Origin of the sequence: Amycolatopsis sp. NBC_00348 (genome assembly GCF_036114655.1) — a bacterium.
GTDB lineage: Bacteria > Actinomycetota > Actinomycetes > Mycobacteriales > Pseudonocardiaceae > Amycolatopsis.
The window spans coordinates 6,410,023-6,429,934 of sequence record NZ_CP107994.1 but is presented as its reverse complement, the minus strand read 5'-3'; the positions used below and the strand labels follow the sequence as shown (position 1 = coordinate 6,429,934).

General features: G+C 71.7%; 14 protein-coding genes. 7 read left to right on the top strand and 7 right to left on the bottom strand.

The features are described 5' to 3' along the window. The first annotated feature begins 7 nt into the window (after nucleotides 1-7). Entirely contained in the window at nucleotides 8-2,473 is a 2,466-nt protein-coding gene (locus OHS58_RS27750) for a GcvT family protein (RefSeq protein WP_328644514.1), read from the top strand. Between the two features lie 12 nt (nucleotides 2,474-2,485). On the opposite strand, the gene OHS58_RS27745 is transcribed toward OHS58_RS27750, so the two are convergent. After that, nucleotides 2,486-2,881 (bottom strand): hypothetical protein, encoded by a 396-nt coding sequence (locus tag OHS58_RS27745; protein ID WP_328644513.1) that lies wholly within the window; start codon nucleotides 2,879-2,881, stop codon nucleotides 2,486-2,488. Nucleotides 2,882-3,031: 150 nt separating this feature from the next. Here OHS58_RS27745 and OHS58_RS27740 point away from each other — a divergent pair, with 150 nt between their 5' ends. Beyond that, nucleotides 3,032-4,537 carry a S1C family serine protease gene (locus OHS58_RS27740; protein WP_328644512.1) on the top strand — a complete coding sequence of 502 codons (1,506 nt, stop codon included), beginning with the start codon at nucleotides 3,032-3,034 and terminating at the stop codon, nucleotides 4,535-4,537. Nucleotides 4,538-4,540: 3 nt separating this feature from the next. On the opposite strand, the gene OHS58_RS27735 is transcribed toward OHS58_RS27740, so the two are convergent. Further along, nucleotides 4,541-4,954, bottom strand: coding sequence for a MarR family winged helix-turn-helix transcriptional regulator (locus OHS58_RS27735; protein WP_442875471.1), 414 nt, complete (start codon nucleotides 4,952-4,954; stop codon nucleotides 4,541-4,543). Between the two features lie 77 nt (nucleotides 4,955-5,031). Here OHS58_RS27735 and OHS58_RS27730 point away from each other — a divergent pair, with 77 nt between their 5' ends. Further along, complete coding sequence (locus OHS58_RS27730) at nucleotides 5,032-6,489, top strand: MFS transporter (protein ID WP_328644510.1); 1,458 nt, start codon at nucleotides 5,032-5,034, stop codon at nucleotides 6,487-6,489. Nucleotides 6,490-6,548: 59 nt separating this feature from the next. Here OHS58_RS27730 and OHS58_RS27725 read toward each other — a convergent pair whose 3' ends face one another. Further along, nucleotides 6,549-6,998 carry a carboxymuconolactone decarboxylase family protein gene (locus OHS58_RS27725; protein WP_328644509.1) on the bottom strand — a complete coding sequence of 150 codons (450 nt, stop codon included), beginning with the start codon at nucleotides 6,996-6,998 and terminating at the stop codon, nucleotides 6,549-6,551. A 47-nt stretch (nucleotides 6,999-7,045) separates the two neighbouring features. Here OHS58_RS27725 and pdxR point away from each other — a divergent pair, with 47 nt between their 5' ends. Next, on the top strand, nucleotides 7,046-8,452 hold the full coding sequence (gene pdxR, locus OHS58_RS27720) for a MocR-like pyridoxine biosynthesis transcription factor PdxR (protein WP_328644508.1): 1,407 nt from the start codon (nucleotides 7,046-7,048) through the stop codon (nucleotides 8,450-8,452). 17 nt (nucleotides 8,453-8,469) lie between these two features. On the opposite strand, the gene OHS58_RS27715 is transcribed toward pdxR, so the two are convergent. After that, a complete protein-coding gene (locus OHS58_RS27715; RefSeq protein ID WP_326943937.1) occupies nucleotides 8,470-9,270 on the bottom strand; it encodes a hypothetical protein in 801 nt (266 codons plus the stop codon). A gap of 259 nt (nucleotides 9,271-9,529) precedes the next feature. Between OHS58_RS27715 and OHS58_RS27710 the strand changes: the two genes are divergently transcribed. Beyond that, nucleotides 9,530-11,110, top strand: a complete 1,581-nt coding sequence (locus OHS58_RS27710; RefSeq protein WP_328644507.1) for a substrate-binding and VWA domain-containing protein — start codon at nucleotides 9,530-9,532, stop codon at nucleotides 11,108-11,110. A gap of 7 nt (nucleotides 11,111-11,117) precedes the next feature. Continuing rightward, nucleotides 11,118-12,875, top strand: a complete 1,758-nt coding sequence (locus OHS58_RS27705) for a hypothetical protein (protein ID WP_328644506.1) — start codon at nucleotides 11,118-11,120, stop codon at nucleotides 12,873-12,875. Between the two features lie 35 nt (nucleotides 12,876-12,910). Here OHS58_RS27705 and OHS58_RS27700 read toward each other — a convergent pair whose 3' ends face one another. Beyond that, nucleotides 12,911-13,585: a class I SAM-dependent methyltransferase gene (locus OHS58_RS27700; protein ID WP_328644505.1), complete on the bottom strand. Its 675-nt coding sequence runs from the start codon at nucleotides 13,583-13,585 to the stop codon at nucleotides 12,911-12,913. A gap of 119 nt (nucleotides 13,586-13,704) precedes the next feature. Between OHS58_RS27700 and OHS58_RS27695 the strand changes: the two genes are divergently transcribed. Further along, a complete protein-coding gene (locus OHS58_RS27695) occupies nucleotides 13,705-17,730 on the top strand; it encodes an alpha-(1->3)-arabinofuranosyltransferase (RefSeq protein WP_328644504.1) in 4,026 nt (1,341 codons plus the stop codon). A 128-nt stretch (nucleotides 17,731-17,858) separates the two neighbouring features. On the opposite strand, the gene OHS58_RS27690 is transcribed toward OHS58_RS27695, so the two are convergent. Both OHS58_RS27690 and OHS58_RS27685 read right to left on the bottom strand, forming a co-directional pair. Further along, nucleotides 17,859-18,422, bottom strand: a complete 564-nt coding sequence (locus OHS58_RS27690) for a hypothetical protein (protein WP_328644503.1) — start codon at nucleotides 18,420-18,422, stop codon at nucleotides 17,859-17,861. A gap of 245 nt (nucleotides 18,423-18,667) precedes the next feature. Beyond that, entirely contained in the window at nucleotides 18,668-19,870 is a 1,203-nt protein-coding gene (locus OHS58_RS27685) for a lipopolysaccharide biosynthesis protein (RefSeq protein ID WP_328644502.1), read from the bottom strand. Nucleotides 19,871-19,912 lie beyond the last annotated feature (42 nt).

The following is a 19,912-nucleotide window of genomic DNA, read 5'->3' as shown; positions in this document are numbered from 1 at the left end:
TTCCGCCATGACCGCACCGAAAGTCGTGATCATCGGCGCCGGCATCGTCGGCGCGAACCTGGCCGACGAGCTGACCGCCCGCGGCTGGGCCGACATCACCGTGCTCGACCAAGGTCCGCTGCCGCGCACCGGCGGGTCGACGTCGCACGCGCCCGGCCTGGTGTTCCAGACCAACGCGTCCAAGACGATGACGGAGTTCGCGAAGTACACCGTCTCGAAGTTCCTGGAGCTGGACTGTTTCCTCCAGGTCGGCGGCATGGAGGTCGCGACCACCCCGGCGCGCTGGGAGGACCTCAAGCGCAAGCACGGCTGGGCGACGTCGTGGGGCGTGTCGGGCTCTCTCATCGACGCCGACGAGTGCGTCCGCCGCTGGCCGCTGCTGGACGGCTCGCAGATCTTCGGCGCGCTGTACGTGCCGACCGACGGGCTGGCGCGGGCCGCGAAAGCCGTGGAAGTCCTCGCCGAGCGGGCCACCGCGGGGGGCGCCCGGTTCATCGGCTCGACGCGCGTCACCGATGTCCTGCAGGAAGGCGGACGCGTCACCGGCGTCCGGACCGACCAGGGCGACTTCCCGGCGGACGTCGTCGTGTCGTGCGCCGGATTCTGGGGCCGCGAGGTCGGCGCGATGGTCGGGATGGACGTCCCGCTGCTGCCGCTGGCGCACCAGTACGTCAAGACCGGCCGCATCGACGAGTTGGTCGGGCGCAACAGTGCTGATGCGTTCTCGGCGGGAAAGAGTGCCTCGAACGGCGAAGAGGTCGAAGCGAGCATGCCGATCCTGCGTCACCAGGACCAGGACCTGTACTTCCGCGAGCACGTCGACCGCATCGGCATCGGCTCCTACGCGCACCGCCCGATGCCGGTCGAGGAGTCCACATTGGACCCGTCGGTGACCGACAGCGCCATGCCGTCGATGCTGCCCTTCACCGAGGACGACTTCGCGCCGTCGTGGGAGCAGAGCCAATTGCTGCTGCCCGCGCTGCGGCAGGCGAAGGTCGAGGAGGGCTTCAACGGCATCTTCTCCTTCACCCCGGACGGCCAGTCGCTGGTCGGCGAATCGGCGGGCGTCCGCGGCTTCTGGCTCGCCGAAGCCGTCTGGGTGACGCACTCCGCGGGCATCGCCAAAGCCGTCGCGGAGCTGCTGGTCGACGGCCGCTCGGAGACCGACCTGCACGAGGTCGACGTCCACCGCTTCGAGGAGGTGCAGCTCGCGCCGTCGTACGTGCACGAGACGGCGCAGCAGAACTTCGTCGAGGTCTACGACATCCTGCACCCGTTGCAGCCCAAGCTGTCCCCGCGCGACCTGCGCGTGACGCCGTTCCACGTGCGGCAGCGCGAGCTGGGCGCGGTGTTCCTGGAAGCGGGCGGCTGGGAGCGGCCGCACTGGTTCGAGGCCAACGCGCCGCTGCTGAAGAAGCTGCCGCACGACGCGTTGCCGCCCGCGCGTGACGGCTGGTCCGCGCAGTTCCACTCACCGATCGCGGCGGCCGAAGCCTGGCAGACGCGCAACGCCGTGGCGATGTACGACATGACGCCGTTGAAGCGCGTCGAGATCAGCGGGCCCGGCGCGCTGCAGTTCCTGCAGTCGCTGACGACCAACCAGCTCGACAAGTCCGTCGGCTCGGTCACCTACACGCTGATGCTGGACGAAGCGGGTGGCGTGCGCAGTGACGTCACGGTCGCGCGGCTCGGACCCGAGGAGTTCCAGGCCGGGATCAACGGCAACATCGACGTCGACCACTTCGTCAAGCACAAGCCGGCCGGTGTGCAGGTCCGCGACACCACCGGCGGCACGTGCTGCATCGGCGTCTGGGGTCCGCTCGCCCGCGACCTCGTGCAGCCGCTGAGCCCGGACGACTTCTCGCACGCCGGGCTGAAGTACTTCCGGGCGCGCAAAGCCCGGATCGCCGGGGTGCCGGTCGTCGCGATGCGGCTGTCCTACGTGGGTGAACTCGGCTGGGAGATCTACACGAGCGCGGACAACGGCCTGCGGCTGTGGGACGCGCTGTGGGCGGCCGGACAGCCCCTGGGCGTCATCGCCGGCGGGCGGGCCGCGTTCAACAGCCTGCGGCTGGAGAAGGGCTACCGGCTGTGGGGCACCGACATGACCACCGAACACGACCCGTACGAGGCCGGCGTCGGCTTCGCGGTGCGCCCGGCCAAAGGTGAGTTCCTCGGGCGTGCCGCCCTCGAGAACCGGACGCCGTCACGGCGGCTGCGGTGCCTGACGATCGACGACGGCCGGACTGTCGTGCTGGGCAAGGAACCGGTGTTCGTCGACGGCGTCCCGGCGGGGTACGTCACGAGCGCCGCCTACGGCTACACGATCGGGAAGCCGATCGCCTACGCGTGGCTGCCGGAATCGGCGGACGTCGGGAGCGGCGTGGAGATCGAGTACTTCGGCCGCCGCGTGCCGGCGACGGTGGCGGCGGAACCCCTGTTCGACCCCGCGATGGAGCGGATCCGGCGGTGACCCGCGCGGCGCTCAGTCGCTGAAGTCGCCGTTCATCGACTGGGTGCCGGCGCCGTCCCCGCCACCGCTGCTGCTGGTCTGGAGCAGGCCGTCGACCTTCGCCGTCGCGTTCACCGAGCCGTCCGCGTACTGCATGACGACCTGGTACTCGTGCTTGCCGGTGTGCGGCGGGAAGCTGAACGTGCGGCTCCAGGGCAGCTTCACGTTCTTCTCTTCCGTCGGCTTGCCGTCGATCGTGCAGGTCAGGGTGGTGACGACGGCCGAGCCCGAGACGTCGAACACCAGCCGGTGCGGCTCGCCGGCCGCGGCGGAGGTCCCCTGCGGCGCGGGTGACGGTGTCCCGGCGGTCGTGCCGCTGCATCCGGCGAGCAGGAAGGCGGCCGCGAGCAGGACGGCGGTGCGCTTCATACCCGGAAGGGTAACGTCGATCACACGGGACCGGTCCCGGCGTTCGGGTGGGTACATCCACAGCAACTCCATGGAACCGGACAAGGAAATTCTCAGGAACGCGGCGTTTGCTGGAACGGCGAAGGCGTGCCGAGGGCTGGGAGCAAGGGCATGAGCGAGTACGACCAACGGCCACAGGGCGGCGGCGACTACCCCCACGGCCAGGATCCGTATGGCCAGGATTCGTACGGCCAAGGCCAGGGTGAGTACTCGCAGGGCTACTACCAGTCCGGTTACTACCAGCCCCAGCAGCAGCCGCGTGACCAGTGGGGCCGCCCGTACCCGCCGCAGCCCTACCCCCAGCAGTCCTATGGCCGTGAGGGGCACCCTCAGGGCTTTTACGGCCATGAGGGTGCCCCTCAGGACTTCTACGGTCGTGAAGGTGCCCCTCACGGCTCTTATGGCCGTGAAGGTGCCCTTCACGGCTTTTACGGCCAGGAAGGCGGCAGCTACGGCTATCCGCCACCGCCGCCGGCGTACCAGCCGTCGCCCGCGTACCAGCCGCCGCCGCGCAAACGGCATCCGCTGCGGACGCTGACCGTCACCGTTGTCGCGGTGGCGCTGGCCGTGGTGGCCGGGCTCGGCATCGGGCACCTGATCTCGGCGAACAGCCCCACCGCCTCCGGCAACCAGGACTTCGGCTTCTCCGGGCAGCCCAGCGCGTCGGCCACGGTGCTCGACGCCGACGCCGTGGCCGCGAAGGTCAACCCGGCGATCGTCAACGTCAACACCGAGCTGGGCCTGCAGGGCGCGGCCGCCGCGGGCACCGGCATCGTGCTGACCCCGGACGGCGAGGTGCTGACGAACAACCACGTCGTCGCCGGCGCGACCAGCATCAAGGTCACCAGCATCGGCACCGGCGACACGTTCACCGCGCACGTCGTGGGCTACGACCGCAGCGAGGACATCGCGGTGATCCAGCTCGAAGACGCGTCCGGGTTGCCGACGGCGGCCATCGGCGACTCCTCGACGGTCAAGGTCGGTGACCAGATCCTCGGCCTCGGCAACGCGGGCGGCCGCGGCGGCGACCCGGTGCCGGCACCGGGCACGGTCACCGCGCTGGACCAGTCGATCACCGCGTCGGACGAGTCCAGCGGGTCGTCCGAGCAGCTCACCGGGCTGATCCAGGTCCAGGCCGACATCGAGTCGGGCGACTCCGGCGGTCCGCTGGTCAACGCGAACGCGCAGGTCATCGGCGTCGACACCGCGGCGTCCACCGGTTACCAGCTCAACGGCCGCCGCAGCGGCGCTGGCGGCCAGGGCTTCGCGATCCCGATCAACCAGGCCGTCGACATCGCGCACCGGATCGTCGCGGGCACCGCGACCGACAAGATCCACATCGGCAAGACGGCGTTCATCGGCGTCTCGGTGTCGGACGGCCAGGGCGGCGGCGCCCAGGTCCGCGACGTCGTCGCGCGCGGCCCGGCCCAGCAGGCGGGCCTCGCGGCGGGCGACGTCATCACGGCCATCGACGGCAAGGCGATCGACTCGGCGACGACGTTGACGAACGTGATGGACACCCACCACCCGGGCGACCAGCTGACGCTGACCGTGTCGGACGCGTCCGGGGCGCAGCAGCAGATTCAGGTCAAGGCCATCGAAGGCCCAGTCGGCTAACGGTCAGCCGAGGATTTCGGTCAGCACCTCGCGGTGCGTCCGCTTCGCCGCGAGGTACTTCTCCCGGCCGGCGTCGGTGATCGTCACGAAGATGCCCCGGCGGTCCACGTCGCAGAGGGCGCGTTCCACCAGGCCTTCCTTCTCCAGCCGGGCGACCAGTCGGGACGTCGCGCTCTGGCTCAGGTGGATCGCGCCGGTGAGGTCGGCCGAGCGGCACTTGAAGTCGCAGGTGGCGAGCCGTTCGAGGGCTTCGAACTCGTTCGCGCCGATCCCGTGGTTCTCCTGCAGGCGGCATTCGAGCGTGCCGAACACGGCCGAGTAGCGGGCCAGCAGCTCGTGCCACTCCTGCACCAGGCCGTCTTCGACCAGACTCTGCTCGTTCACAGCGTGCTCAGCGACGTCGCTCACGGCGACCAACTTAGCATGCGTCGGCATTTGATGCAAACACATAAGATGCTTAGACATTAGATGCGCGTGCATGTACTGTCGCCGTCATGAGTTCTTCCGCGGACCTGTCCACCACCTCGACCCGGTGGGACGCGCGCCTCTGGGGTGTCCTGCTCACGGTGTCCATCGTCATCGGCCTCGACGCGCTCGACGTGTCGATGGTCGGTGTCGCCCTCCCCGCCATCCAGGCCGACCTGGGCCTGTCCACCGCCGCGCTGCAATGGGTCGTCAGCGGCTACGTGCTGGGTTACGGCGGGCTGCTGCTGCTCGGCGGGCGCACCGCCGACCTGCTCGGCCGCCGCCGCGTCTTCCTCGTCGCGGTCGCGGTGTTCGCGCTGGCCTCGCTGCTCGGCGGCCTGGTCGACGACGGCGCGCTGCTCATCGCGAGCCGCTTCATCAAGGGCCTGGCCGCCGCGTTCACGGCGCCGGCCGCGCTGTCCATCATCACCACGACGTTCCGGGAAGGCCCCGCCCGCAACAAGGCGATCAGCATCTTCGCCGTTTTCGGCGCCAGCGGGTACTCCGCCGGGCTGGTCTTCTCCGGGCTGCTGACCGAGGTCGGCTGGCGCTGGACGTTCCTGCTGCCCGCGCCGATCGCCGTCTTCGCGTTCGTCGCCGCCTGGAAGCTGATCCCGTCCTACCGTCGCGAAGAGGGCCGGGGGTACGACTTCCCGGGCGCGATCACCGGCGCCGTCGGGTCACTGCTGCTGGTGTTCGGCGTCGTCGAGGCGCCGCAGGCCGGCTGGGCCTCGCCGCGCACGCTGGTCACGTTCGCCGTCGCCGTCGCGCTGCTGGCGGCGTTCGTCCTCATCGAGAAGCGCAGCGCCCACCCGTTGCTGCGCCTGGGCATCCTGAAGTCCGGGCCACTGGCCCGCGCCAACCTCGGCGGCGCGTTGTTCTTCGGCGCGTACATCGGGTTCCAGTTCGTGGTGATGCTCTACCTGCAGCGGGTGCTGGGCTGGTCCGCGCTGCAGACCGCGCTCGGCTTCCTGCCGGCGGCGCTGATCGTCGCGTTCGGTTCGCCGCGCATCGAGCCGCTGATCGACCGCGTCGGCACGCCGCGCACGATCTTCGCGGGCGTCGTCGCGCACGTCATCGGGTACGCGCTGTTCCTGCGGGTCGACGAGCACTCGGGCTACGCGGCCTACGTCCTGCCCAGCATGGTCCTGCTCGGCATCGGCTTCATGCTGGCGTTCTCCTCGCTCAACATCCAGGGCACGAACGGCATCTCCGACGACGAACAGGGCCTGGCCGGCGGCCTGCTCAACACGTCGCTCCAGGTCGGCGGCGCGATCGGGCTCGCGGTGGTGACGGCGGTGCTGACCGCCAACGGCGGCGGTGAGGCGTCGCCCGCCGCCCTGCTCACCGGGCTGACGCCGGCGCTGAGCGTGGTCACCGGCATCGCGGTGCTGGGCCTGCTGGTCGCGATCAGCGGTCTGGTGGCCCGGAAGCGTGTCGTCGAGGAACCGGTCGTCGAAGAGGATCTGCTCGCTCTCGCGGACTGAGAGCCGACAGCGGAAGGACCACCATCGCCGGGGGATGGTGGTCCTTCCGCGTTCCCGGATCAGGCCCGCTCGTCCGTGCCGGGCACCTTCGCCGTGGTGATGGCGATGCGGTTCCACGTGTTGCTGGTGAAGATCAGTGCGAGCAGCTGAGCCAGCTCCTCTTCGCCGAACTGGCCGGCGGCCCGGGCGTAGACGTCGTCGGGGACGCCGCCGGCCGAGATCAGCGTGACGGCGTCGGTCAGCGCCAGCGCCGCCTGCTCCTGCTCGCTGAAGAAGCTCGCGGCCTCCTGCCAGACGGCGATCAGGCTGAGCCGCTCCTCGCTTTCGCCCGCCTTCCGGGCGTCGGAGGTGTGGATGTGCAGGCAGTAGGCGCAGCGGTTGAGCTGCGCGGTCCGGATCTGGACCAGCTCGACCAGCGCGGGGTCGAGCCCGGCGCGGGCGGCGGCGTCGAAGCCGATCAGGGCCTTGAAGGCCTTCGGGGCGGACTTGGCGAAGTTGGTGCGCGTCATGACCAGAAATCTAGGGCCAGAATGACCGCCGTGTAGGGTGCATTTCCGTGCCGGAATCATGGGTCAATCTGGCCGAGCGGCTGGGCGCCGACCTGCACCTGGAGCTGTCCGGCACCGGCGGCAAGCGGGCCGCGCTCATCACCGCGCTGCGTGACGCCGTCCGCACCGGGCGGCTCGCCCCGGGCACCCGGCTGCCGCCGTACCGCTCGCTGGCCGCCGACCTGGGCATCGCCCGCAACACCGTCGCCGACGCCTACGCCGAGCTGGTCGCCGAAGGCCGGCTCACCGCCGTCCAGGGCTCCGGGACGCGGGTCGCCGACCGCGCGGAACTCCTCGCGCCGGTGCGGACGCCGAAGAAGGCGCCGGGCACCCCGGCACCGCGGTACAACCTCCGCCAAGGTCAGCCGGACGCGGCGTCGTTCCCGCGTACCGAGTGGCTCGCCGCCGCGCGCCGCGCGCTGGCCGTGGCCCCGCACGACGCGTTCGGCCCCGGCGACCCGCGCGGCCGCCCGGAGCTGCGGGAGGCGCTGGCCGGGTACCTCGCGCGCGCCCGCGGGGTGCGCACCTCGCCGGACCGGATCGTCGTCTGCTCCGGGTTCGCGCACGCGCTGCGCCTGCTGTTCCCCGCGGTGCTGCCCGGCCCGCTCGCCGTGGAGTCCTACGGCCTGGCGTTCCACCGCTCGATCTTCACCGCGGCTTCGGTGGCGACGATTCCCTTGTCCCTCGACGAAAACGGCGCCCGCGTCGACGAGCTGACCGCGGCCGTCCGCACGGTCCTGCTCACCCCGGCGCACCAGTTCCCGACGGGCGGCCCGCTGCACCACGACCGCCGCACCGCTGTCGTCGACCACGCCCGCGCGACCGGCGGGCTGGTGATCGAGGACGACTACGACGGCGAGTTCCGCTACGACCGCAAGCCGATCGGCGCGGTGCAGGGCCTCGACCCGGAACGCGTGATCTACGCCGGCTCGGTGAGCAAGAGCCTGTCACCCGCGCTGCGGCTCGGGTGGCTGGTGCTGCCGGAGCACCTCGTCGACGCCGTCCTGGCGGTGAAGGGCGAGCGCGAGGCCTGGGCGGGTGTGCTGGATCAGCTCACCCTGGCCGAATTCGTCGAATCCGGCGCGTACGACAAGCACATCCGGCGGATGCGGCAGCGGTACCGCCGCCGGCGCGACCTGCTGGCCGGCGCCCTCGCCGCGCAGGCGCCGCACGTCGCGCCCGCCGGCGTCGCCGCCGGTCTGCACGCCGTGCTGCGCCTGCCGTCAGGTACCGAGGCGTCGGTGCTGAAGGCCGCGACGTGGCAGGGGATCGCGCTCGACGGCCTGGCCGCGTTCCGGCACCCGGCCGCCACCATGTCCACAATGGACGGACTGGTCGTCGGGTACGCGACGCCGCCCGAACACGCCTACGCCGCGGCCGTCGACGCGTTGTGCCGCGCCCTGCCGCCCGCGTGAGCCGTTACTCCACTGCGTCAGCCGACGATGTCGATCTCGAACGGGTCAGCGGAGCTGTAGTTGATGTCGGCCCAGACCGCGCCCGGCAGCTCGTACCGCCGGTGCGACGTCAGCTTCGAGTTGTAGCCACCGACCTGCGCCGGGTTGTGCCCGACGCCGTTGTGGTCGTTGCCCCACGCGAAGATGTCGCCGATCCACATCGGCTTCGAGAAGCCGTCACCGCCCAGCCGCGGGCGGACGACCACGGCCGAGCCCGGGCTGCCGGAAAGGAAGACCCGCACCGTGTTCTGCTCGGCGTTCGGCGGGGTGACGGTGATGCGTTCCATGATCTCCACTCCAGTCGAGGCGGATCCGTTGCCGTCCACTCCGGGCCAGAAGTCGACGACGGACGAGACGTCGTAACCCGGGGCGACGTCGCCGCGGTACTGCTTGGCGACGGCGCCGTCCGGGATGGTGGGATCGCCGTTGTAGTGGGCGATCCAGTAGTGCGGTTCGGCGACGCCGGCGGACGAGAACGCCGAGCGCACCGACGACCAGGTCGAGAGGTTGCAGTAGATCGTCGGGTCCGCGCCGGCCGCGCGGCGCATCCGGGCCCAGCCCGGCGCCTCGGCCGGGGTGGCGTCACCGGGTTCGACGTCGAGGACGTGCCCGTCGTTCGTGCTCGCCTTCTTGACGATCGTGACCTTGACCGCGTTGGGGAAGCGGGCCCAGTCGGCGGCCGACCAGGGTTCCAGCTTGATCTTGTCGATGTAGCCGGCTACGAGTTGCCCGCCGGCCGGGATGTTCGCGGCCGTGACCGCGTCGTACATCGTGCGCACGGGATTGCGTCTCCGTTCGGTGTATCGCCGGTTCCGGGGACGGCGAAGTCGTCTCCGCGATCCGCCATCGTGCTGTTACCCATGTGGGACGGGCGTCAAGCGCAAATGTTACGCAGTTCCTTTCTGTCACCGAGACGGCCGCGGCAAACGATTCCTTCACCACGGGATCACGCGGCGACGGTGACTTTCCGCTATCGGCACTGGCTTCCCGGTCACCCGGCTGGCAAGCTGCGAGGTCTTCACGACGGAAGGTACGTGCATGGCCGCACACCCGGCGCGATCCCGGCGTCTCGACGCGCGGGTCGTCGTCCTGAGCGTGCTGCTCGTCGTGGCCTTGCTTGCCTGGTTCGGCGTGGACTACGTGAAGAACCGCCTGGCGAGCGGGGGTTGTGACACCACGACCCCGGTCCGCATCACCGCCGCCCCGGACGTCGCGCCGGTGCTCTCGGCGCTCGCGCGGTCGGTGCCGGAAGCCGAGTGTTACACCGTGGACGTCACGGCGAGCGCGTCGACGGCCACCGCGACGGCCCTCGAAGCCAACGGCGCGAACGGGCCCGACGTCTGGGTGCCGGAGTCGAGCACCTGGCTGCTGCAGGCGCGCGACGGCGGCGCGTGGAACCTGCCGGAGACCGGGCAGTCGGTGGCGAGCTCGCCCGTTGTCCTGGCGCTGACCGACGAAGTCGCGAAACAGGCGGGCTGGCCGGCGAAGTCACCGTCCTGGTCGGACGTCGTCGCCGGCAGCCCGGTCGGGCTGCCCGACCCGGGCCGCGACCCGGCCGGGATCGCCGCGCTGATCGGCCTGCAGCAGCTGACGAAGAACGCGCCCGACCCGGCCGCCGCGTTCACCGAGGAGATCCGCCGGCTGTCGGCGGTGAAGGAGCCGTACACCGCTTCACCCGCGTCGGAACAGTCCGTGCTGGCGCGCAAGCTCGTCGCCGCGTACCCGGCCGTCGGGGTGCCCAGCTTCGACTACCCGTACGTCGTGCTGCCGCGCGCGTCGGAGGCGTCACGGACGGCGTCCGAACGGTTCCTGCGGCTGTTGCTCGACCAAGCGGCCACGAAGGCGTTCGCCGACGCCGGTTTCCGGACGCCGACGGGCCAGTTCCTGGGCGACCGCGCGCCCGACACCCGCACGAGCGCGGCGCCGCGGCCGGTCGGCCCGCCCACACCCGAGGCGATGTACGGCGTGCTGCAGGCCTGGGCCGGGGCCAACCTGAGCGCCCGCGTCCAGGTGCTGCTCGACGTCTCCGGCTCGATGGCCGCCACCGTCCCGGGCACCGGCCGCAGCCGGATGGCGCTGACGCTGGAGGCCGCGACGCAGGGGCTCGGGTTGTTCAAGCCGACGACCGAACTCGGGTTGTGGCTGTTCTCCACCAAGCTCGACGGCGACCGCGACTACAAGGAACTGCTGCCCATGCGGTCCATCGCGGACCAGCTCGCCCAGGGCGGCCTGACGACGTTGCAGGCGGTGAAGCCGAAACCCGGCGGTGCCACCGGGCTGTACGACTCCATCCTCGCCGCGTACCAGAACGCCCGGCAGAGCTGGAAACTCGGCCGGATCAACGTCGTCGTCGTGCTCACCGACGGCCGCAACGAGGACAGTGACTCGATCGGGCTGCCCGGCCTGCTCGCCGAGCTCGGCAAGCTGCAGGACCCGCGCAAACCGCTGCCGGTGATCGGGATCGGCATCGGCCCGGACATCGACGCCGGTGAGCTGCGCCAGGTTTCGGCCGCGACCGGCGGCGAATCCTTTACCACGCCCGACCCGCGCAAGATCTCCGACGTCTTCTACCAGGCGCTGAGCAAGCTCATGTGCCAACCACCGGCGTGCAAGAAGTGAGGACTCCGTGCTGGACGAGCTGACCGAAGAGCCGCGGGTCCGCCCGAAGGTCTCCGCGGTGGTGGTCGCCGCGGTCGTCGCGGGCCTGGTCCCGTTCGTGCTGCACACGTGGGCGGCACTGCACGGGAATCTCGCCCAGGACGACTTCGTCGTGACGTACCGAGCGGCCGCCGCCGGGCCGTTCGACCTCGGGTTCCTGTTCCAGGACTACCACGGGCACCTGACGCCGGGCGGGTTCTTCCTCGCCGCCGTCCTGACCGCGTGGGCGCCGCTGAACTTCCCGCTGCTGGTGCTGCCGCTGCTGCTCATGCGCGCGCTCGCGACGGTGCTGTTCTGGTGCCTGCTGGTCCGCTGTTTCGGCCGCCGGTGGGCGATCCTGGTGCCGTTCACCGTGTTCACGGCGTCGACGCTGCTGCTCGTCCCGACGCTGTGGTGGGCCTACGGCGTCCAGATCGTGCCGGTCGTGCTGGCGACCGCCGGCGCGCTGTACTCCCACGTCCGGTACTTCCAGGACGGCGGCCGCTGGTGGATGGGCACCTTCGCGTGGACGCTGTTCGGCCTGGCGTTCTACGAAAAGGCCGCAGTGATCCCGGTGCTGCTGGCCGGCGTGACCGTCCTGCTCGGACAGTCCTTCCGGGACCGGTGGCGCTACTGGGCCGGGCACGTCGCGCTGCTCGCGGCGTTCGTCGTGGGCTACCTCGCGCTGACGTCGAGCCAGGTGACCCCGGGCGGCACGCCGATGTCCGCCGGCACCGTCGCCGACCTGACCGGCCGGATGCTCGGCGACACCCTGCTCCCGGGCCTCGCGGGCGGCCCGTGGTCCGGCCCGGGGCCGGGCGCGACCTGGGCGCCGTCGCCGTTCGTGGTCGTCGTCGTGGTGTTCCTGGCGGCGCTGGGCGTGCTGATCGCCGGGGTGCGCGCGGGTGGCCGCCGCGCGTGGCGGGCGTGGGCGCTGCTCGGGGTCCTGCTCGCCGTGGACGTCGCACTGCTGGCGCTGACGCGGCTGCGTGAGGTCGGCCCGGCGGCCGGTGACGATCCGCGCTACCTCGCCGAACTGGCGCTCGTGGCCGCCCTTTGTGGAGCGTTCGCTTTCCTGACCCCCGGCGAAGTTGCGCCGTCCGGCGGTAAGCGGGACCGGCCGATCGCCCTAGGCGTCTGCGTGCTTCTGCTCGCGAGCTCCACGGTGGGTTTCCTGCAGCTGTCGCCCGGGATGCGGTTCGAGCACGCCGGCCAGTACGTCGCCAACGTCCGGGCCGCGATAGCCGAGGACCCGGATCTCGTCTTCTACGACAACTTCGTCCCGTCCGACGTCGTGTTCGAATGGTTCGGCGCGGACTCCTTCGCCTCGCGCGTGGTCGGCCTGCTGCCCGGCGCGCACTTCGACCAGCCGACCAGCCGGATGCACCTGCTCGACGCGGACGGCAAGCCGCACCGGATCACCGGCGTCGAACCGGTTTCCCGCGGTGTCCCCGGCCCGGTGCCGAACTGCGGCACCACGATCGGCGAGACGCTCGTGCGGATCCCGCTCGACACCCCGGTGCTCGGCCGGTACCTGCTCAAGCTCGACTACTACACCTCGGACGGCGGCGAAGGCCTCGTCGACCTCGAAGGCAAGCGCACGCCGGTCTGGTTCCAGGACGGGCTGCACTCGATGTTCCTGCCGGTGGACGGCCTGTTCGACCACATCGGCGTGCAGCTGTCGAGCCCGGGCGCGCCGGTGTGCCTCGCCAAGGTGGAGGTCGGCAAGCCCGTCGTGAGTGGTTAGGGCGGTTCTAACCGCCCTAACCACTCACGACGGGGTCAGTAGGGGTCGTACGGGCTGTCGTGGCCGGCCAGCCGCGCCACCGGCCGCAGCCGCAGGCGCAGCAGGACCTTGATCCCGACGTTGCGGACGAACCACGGCAGCTGGGCCAGCACGCGCAGCCGGTCCGCCGGGGACGGCGGCGCGAGGCGGAACCGCGCCAGCGACGTCGCCCGGTCCACGTAGGTGTACCGGCGTCCGAAGAGGACTTTCGCGATCGTGCCGAGCGTGACGCCGATCGAGGAAAAGCAGTCGTGGACCAGGATTTCCGCACCCGGCGGCAGGTGGTCGGACCAGCGCAGGTCGTCGGTGTAGGTCCAGTAGTCGTGCTTGCCGTCGACGTAAAGCAGCTGTATGGGCCGGTCCCAGTCAGGGCGCAGTGCCGTGCTGTAACCGGCGACGAGCTCGACGACGTCGTCCAGCCCGGCCGCGCGGATGTTGCGCTCGAACAGTTGCCGCGTCGGCGATCCGCCGAACAGCCGGCCGTCGACGAACGGGTCGACCGCGATCACGGTGGCCCCGGCCGTGCGCGCGGCCGCGCCGAGCACGATCGTCGAGCGGCCCTGGTGACTGCCGATCTCGAGGATCACGTCGCCCTTCTCCAGGCGGCGCGCGGCGTCCCAGAGCGCTTCGCCCTGCGCGCGCGTCAGCCAGCCCTTGACCGGCTCGGCCATGGCCCAGGCGTCGTCGAACGCCGTGTCTTCGGAAGGGATGACGCACCTGCCCAGGAAAGTCGGGGGACCGCGGAAATCGTCGGCACATGGTAGCCAGGTTTCGGCCTAGTATCTACCGGATGGTAACCGCCACCCGCGAACGAACCCGGGACGACGCCGATCCGGTGCGCCGCGCCCGGAAGTTCTCGCCGGGGGCGTTCCTCCGCCGGCCGAGCACGTGGATCGTGCTGGCGCTGACCACGTTGTCGTTCCTGCAGATGCCGGGGAAGACGACGTTCGACACCAAGCTCGACCTGGCCGTCGACCCGCTCGCGTTCCTCGGCCGCGCGCTGCACCTGTGGAACCCGGACGCCACGGCCGGCGAGCTGCAGAACCAGGCGTACGGCTACCTGTTCCCGATGGGCCCGTTCTTCGCGCTGGGCCAGGCGGCCGGCGTGCCCGCGTGGATCACGCAACGGCTGTGGGGCGCGCTGCTGCTGTCGGCCGCGTTCGGCGGGGCGCTGCTGCTGGCGCGCGCGATGAAGCTCGGCACCGAGCGCACCCGGCTGATCGGCGCGCTCGGGTACGCGCTCGCGCCGCGCATGCTGACCGAAATCGGCGGTCTGTCCGCGGAGATGCTGCCCGCGGTGCTGCTGCCGTGGGTCCTGGTGCCGCTGGTGCGGGCCGGGGTGACCGGCTCGCCGCGGCGCGCGGCCGGGCTGTCCGCGATCGCCGTGCTGTGCATGGGCGGCGTCAACGGCGCGATGGTCGTGATGGCGCTCGTCCTGCCCGGGTTGTGGCTGGTGACGCGCAAGTGGACGCGGGAGCACGTCCGGCTGGTGGCCTGGTGGGTCGTGTTCGTCGTCGGCGCGACGTTGTGGTGGATCCTCCCGTTGCTCCTGCTCGGCGAGTACAGCCTGCCGTTCCTCGACTACATCGAGTCCGCGACGAACACGACCGCGCCGATGTCGTTGTTCGAGGTGCTGCGCGGGACGAACCAGTGGGTCGCCTACGTCGTGCAGGGCACGCCGTGGTGGCCCGGCGGCTGGTCGCTGATCGACAACCCGGTGCTGATGCTCGCCACCGGGCTCGTCGCGGGCGTCGGCCTGTTCGGGCTGACGCGGCGGGGGCTGCCGGAGCGGCGGTTCCTGGTGCTGGGCGTCGTCACCGGCCTGACGCTGCTGACGATCGGGTACGTCGGCACGCTCGACAGCCCGCTCGCGGAGCAGGTCCGGCACCTGCTCGACGGGCCGCTGGCGCCGCTGCGCAACGTCCACAAGTTCGAGCCGGTGCTGCGGCTGCCGCTGATGCTCGCGTTCGTGCACGGCGTTTCCAGCCCGGTGCACGTGAAGTCCGCGCGCCGGTTCCTGCGGCCCGCGGCGGGGCTGCTGCTGGTGCTGGTGATGGCCGCGCCCGCGTGGCTGCTGAACCTGCGCTCCGGGCCGGGCTGGGACGAGGTGCCGGGCTACTGGTACGACGCGACGAGCTGGGTCGCGAAGGCCGACCCGAACGCGCGGACGCTGCTGCTGCCGGCGACCGGCTTCGGCGAGTACGACTGGGGCCGCACGGTCGACGAACCCGCGCAGGCGATCGCGAAGAGCCCGTGGGCGGTGCGCAACCAGGTGCCGCTGGGGTCCGAAGGAAACACGCGGCTGATGGACTCCGTCGACGCCGCGCTCGCCGACGGCCGCGGCGATCCCGGGCTGGCGGCGCTGCTCGCGCGGTCCGGCTACCGGTTCCTCCTGCTGCGCAACGACATCGACCGGGTCCGGACCGACGCTCCGTCGATCGCCACCCTGCGCTCGGGGCTGGCGGGCTCCCCGGGAATCGGTAAGGCCGCGACGTTCGGGCCGCTCGAGGTCTACGAGGTGCGGCGGCCGGTGCCGCTCGTCACCGCGACGTCCACAAAGGATGTCCCGACGGTGAGCGGCGGCCCGGAGAACCTGCTCCCGCTGCTCGACTCCGGCCAGCTCGACCCGGCGACGCCGACCGTGCTCACCGGCGACGGCGGCTCGCCCAGCGGGCCGCGGCTGGTGACCGACGGGCTGCGGCGCGCCGAACGGAACGTCGGCGGCGTGCGCGACAACCTCAGCCAGACGCTCACCGCGGGCGAGGCGTTCCGGCAGGAGCGCGCGGCCGGCGACCTGCTGCCGTTCCCCGGCCAGGAGCACCAGACCGTGGCCGCCTACCGCGGCATCCGCTCGGTGACGGCGTCGACGGCGGCGTCGTTCGCCGACGCCTTCGGCGGCTCCGACCCGAGCCACCAGCCGTTCGCCGCGATCGACGGCGACCCGCGCACGGCGTGGCAGTCGTCGTCGTTCACCGGTCCGGTCGGCCAGTGGCTGGAGGTGGAGCTGGACACCCCGCGCCTGGTCACGGCCGTCGACCTGCAGATGGTCGACGACCTGCGCGTCGGCTGGCCGGCGACCCGCGTCCGGATCACCACCGACAACGGCTCGGTCGACCAGCAGGTCATCCGCGGCGCCGGGGCGCACAGCTACCCGGTCGCGGCGGGCGTCACCACGAAGGTGCGGATCACGTTGCTGTCGCTGGTGGTCGGGCGGCAGGACGGGAACGTCGGCATCGCGGAGCTGAACATCCCCGGCACCGAGCCGCAGCGCGCGCTCGAGGTGCCCGCGGACCTGCCCGCCGGCGCGGCGCCCGGGTTCGCCTTCACTCGCGGCGCGCAGCCGCGGTACGCGTGCCTCCCGACCGGCGGCGCCGTTCGGTGCGACGCGACGGCCGCCCGCGACGGCGAGGAACCCGATGGCATCCGGCGGTTGTTCGGCACCTCGGCGGACGCGACGTTCCTCGTCGGCGGCTCGGTGCTGCCGGCCGGCGGCGGCAAGAACCCCGTGTCGCTGCCCGGGGTGACGGTCGCGTCGACGTCGCAGCTCGGCGGCGACCCGGCGGCGAGCGGGTTCGCCGCGGTCGACGGCGACCCGGGCACGACGTGGCGTCCCGACGTCACCGACCTGCGGCCGACGTTGACCCTGGGCTGGACCGCGCCGAAGCGGATTTCGGGGCTGCACATCGGGGTTTCGCCGTCGAGCGGGGCGAAGGCGCCGCGGCAGGTGGAGCTGGTCGGCCGGACGGGCAACCGCACGGTGCCGCTGGACGAGAGCGGGTCGGGCACCTTCGAGCCGCTCGACACCGACCGGCTGCAGATCATCGTCCCCGGCGACGACGACGATCCGGCGGCCCGCGCGGTGGTCGGCGTCGGCAGCCTGGAGCTGTCCGGCACGGACGGCCTGCTGCCGGGCCCGGACCCGGCGTTCACGGTGCCGTGCGGCGCGGGCCCGAACATCCACCTGGACGGCCTCGACTACCGGACGTCGGTGACGGGCACGCTGTCGGACATCATCGACCACCGCCCGCTGCCGCTGACGATGTGCCGCGACTCGGAGGGCGGCATCGAACTGCCCTCCGGCGGTCACGAGCTGCGCACGGACCGGTCGGAGTCGTTCGTGGTCCAGGACCTGTGGCTGCGTCCCGCCGCGTCTCCTGCGGCGCCGGTTTCGCACCGAGCGGTGCAGATCGGCACGTGGGAGGCGACTTCGCGCTCGGTGACGGTCGCCCCGGGCGACGAGTCGGTGCTGGCGGTCCCGGAGAACGCGAACGCGGGCTGGGTGGCCACAATGGACGGCAAGCAGCTGACGCGTACCCGCGTGGACGGCTGGCAGCAGGCCTGGATCGTCCCGGCGGGTGCCGGGGGCGTGGTCTCGCTGTCGTTCACCCCGGATTCCACTTACCGCACGGGGCTCTTGATCGGAGCTTTGGCGGTGCTGCTGGTCCTGGTGGGCGTGGCCTGGCCGGCCCGCCGCCGCCGTTTCCCGGTGGTGGCGGGTGGCGCGGTCGTGGTGCCGGTGCTGCTGATCGGCCTGCTGGTCGCGCTGGGCGGGATGCTCCCGGTGGTGCTGTTGATCGCTTGCCTGCTGGCACGCCAGTTCTCGGAACGGGCACCGAGGTTCCTGGCGTTCGGCGGCATGGCGGTGGCCGCGGCGGTCTCGGTGACGGGCCGGGTACTGGGCCACGGTCAGGACTGGGCGTACGGCCCGGTCACCCAGGCCGCGCTGCTGCTGGCGGCCGCGGCCACGGTGGCGACGTGCATCGACTGGTTCGCCCGCAAGGAGAACCCCACCGAACCGACCGCCGGAGGGGCTTGACGATGGAGGATCTGGGACGTCAGGTGGCCAGAAACCTCCATCGAACTCACCGGGTGTGCACGTCCGGGCGGTGTCGGCCGCGGGCGATCCCGTAGGCCGCTCGCAACTCGGCGAGGACCTTGTGCGGTTCACTGCGGAGCCGGGCAGGCAGGGTTTGGAGCACTGCCACACCCGCTCTCAGATAACGCGTGTTCCGAGCGAGCGTCCCGGCGTGGTCGCCGGGCCCGGCGTGATGGCTGCGGGAGTCGATTTCCCAGGCGAGACCGACCTCGTCCCACCAGGGCATCCGGGGTGGCGATGTAGCGACCGCCCGCGGTGAACAGCTTGATGTTCCACCGGCACTCAGGCAGTTTCGAGCGGCCGAGCAATCGCCACGCGTCCACCTCGGCCACTGAGCGCGCGCCGCCGAGCAGAGGCGACAGCGCACGGGCGGGCAACGCTCTCCCCGCGCGCTTGCCGTCCGCGAGTTCACGCGCAAGGGCTTCCGGCGTGCAGCGGCGACGCTGGATAGCTTCGGCCATCATCGCGACCACGGCATCGTGGTTTCGCATGCGCCGCGCGGCGTCGATCACCGCCCGGTGCGTCGGTACCGTCGGGATCTCTCGAAGCACTCGGGCGGGAGGCAGCCGTGTGGTTCGTTCGACGTGGACGAACGCCATGCTGCCGACGCGGCGGTCCGCGGGCACCAGCACGTGGACATCCGTCGGTTCGGGAGCGCTGCGGAGCCCGTGCCGGAGCATCGCGTGGATCCCGGGTCAGCAGCGCGCCTTCACGGCCGTGCAGCAGCGCGGCGCGGATCCGGTGTTCGTCGGTCGCCACCCGCGGACCGCCAGGGGACAGAAGCGGCTGCCGGATCCAGTCTCCTCTTCGCACCCCTTCAGGATGAAACGATCTTCGCCGGAACGAAAGCGAAACGCACGAACGGTCCGTTCGTGCTTCAGCCCGCGCGGCGAGCCCGGATCTCCACCAGCGCCCCCGCCACCGCCAGCCCGCCCGCGCAGCACGCCGCGACCGTCACCACCTGGGTCGCCGATCCGTGCAGCCAGGCCGGGATCAGCACCGCCTCCACCGCGACCGCCGCCCACATCAGCACCGTCACGCGACGGTCACCGTCAGCCAGCCGCGCGTACAACAGGATCTGCACCAGCGCCAGCATCGACCCCGCCAGTGCGAACGGCCACAGCGGCATCGTGCTTCCGGCGTACCGGGCTCCGCCGATCAAGGGCAGCAGCCGGGACCCGAAGACGAGCGTCACCAGCACCACGACCGCGTCCAGAGAAGCGCACACGCCCAGCGCCACCGGCAGGGTCCGGCGCCGATCGGCGGTGACGGCGAACCGGGGGAGCACCAGGACGCCCACCGCCTGTGGAAGCCAGTACGCGATCTTCGTGACGATCGCCCCGAGCGCGTACTCGCCCGCCTCCGCGGCGGGGAGCGTGTGGCGGGCCAGGACCAGGTCCAGGTTCACCAGCAGCACCAGCGCCAGCATCGCCTGGGCCGTGTGGAGGACGTCGCGGCCGTGGCGGTCGGCCCAGCGGGGGCGGGGGCGGCCGCAGATCTGCCAGCTCGCCGTGACCACCGCCAGGGACCCGATCGCCGTGCCGGCCAGCGCACCCGTCGTCGAACCCGAGACGAGCAGGCCTGCCAGTGAGCCGCCGACCTTGCCAACGCCTTCGAGCGCGATCAGCCCGGCCAGCGTCGCGAAGCGGTGGCTGCCCTGCAGGAAGCCGTGGAACAGCCCCAGGAGCGTCAACGGCCCGAGTGACGCCGTCACCAGCAGCGCCGGCGCCAGCGAGCCCAGGTGCAGCAGGAGCACCAGCAACGGGCTGAGCGTCAACGCCGCCGCCGCGACGATCCCGCTCGTCACCAGGCCCAGCGCGAACAGCGATCCCGTGTGCTGCGGCGAGCGTGCGACGCGCAGCGCCACCACCGTCTGCAGCCCCATCGCCGGGACGACGCCGATCACCAGCACCGCCAGCAGCGAGCTCAGCTCCCCGAACGCCCCCGGCGCGAGGATCCGCGCCGCCGCGAGGCTCAGGACGTAGCTGCCCGCGTTGTTGCCCGCGAGCGCCAGCGAGACGAGGATCGCCGCGACCCGGCTGCCGGTCCGCGCCGGTTCGGCTTCGGTGTCTACGCTCAACGACGGGCTCCCATTACCGGCGAGTAATGAGCAGCGACGATA

What these genes read in the sequence shown, in the direction of transcription:
- OHS58_RS27700 (WP_328644505.1), bottom strand. Translation starts at nt 13,585, where the DNA reads ATGGCCGAGCCGGTCAAGGGCTGGCTGACGCGCGCGCAGGGCGAAGCG.
- OHS58_RS27710 (WP_328644507.1), top strand. Translation starts at nt 9,530, where the DNA reads ATGGCCGCACACCCGGCGCGATCCCGGCGTCTCGACGCGCGGGTCGTC.
- OHS58_RS27740 (WP_328644512.1), top strand. Translation starts at nt 3,032, where the DNA reads ATGAGCGAGTACGACCAACGGCCACAGGGCGGCGGCGACTACCCCCAC.
- OHS58_RS27750 (WP_328644514.1), top strand. Translation starts at nt 8, where the DNA reads ATGACCGCACCGAAAGTCGTGATCATCGGCGCCGGCATCGTCGGCGCG.
- OHS58_RS27730 (WP_328644510.1), top strand. Translation starts at nt 5,032, where the DNA reads ATGAGTTCTTCCGCGGACCTGTCCACCACCTCGACCCGGTGGGACGCG.
- OHS58_RS27725 (WP_328644509.1), bottom strand. Translation starts at nt 6,998, where the DNA reads ATGACGCGCACCAACTTCGCCAAGTCCGCCCCGAAGGCCTTCAAGGCC.
- OHS58_RS27695 (WP_328644504.1), top strand. Translation starts at nt 13,705, where the DNA reads ATGGTAACCGCCACCCGCGAACGAACCCGGGACGACGCCGATCCGGTG.
- OHS58_RS27745 (WP_328644513.1), bottom strand. Translation starts at nt 2,881, where the DNA reads ATGAAGCGCACCGCCGTCCTGCTCGCGGCCGCCTTCCTGCTCGCCGGA.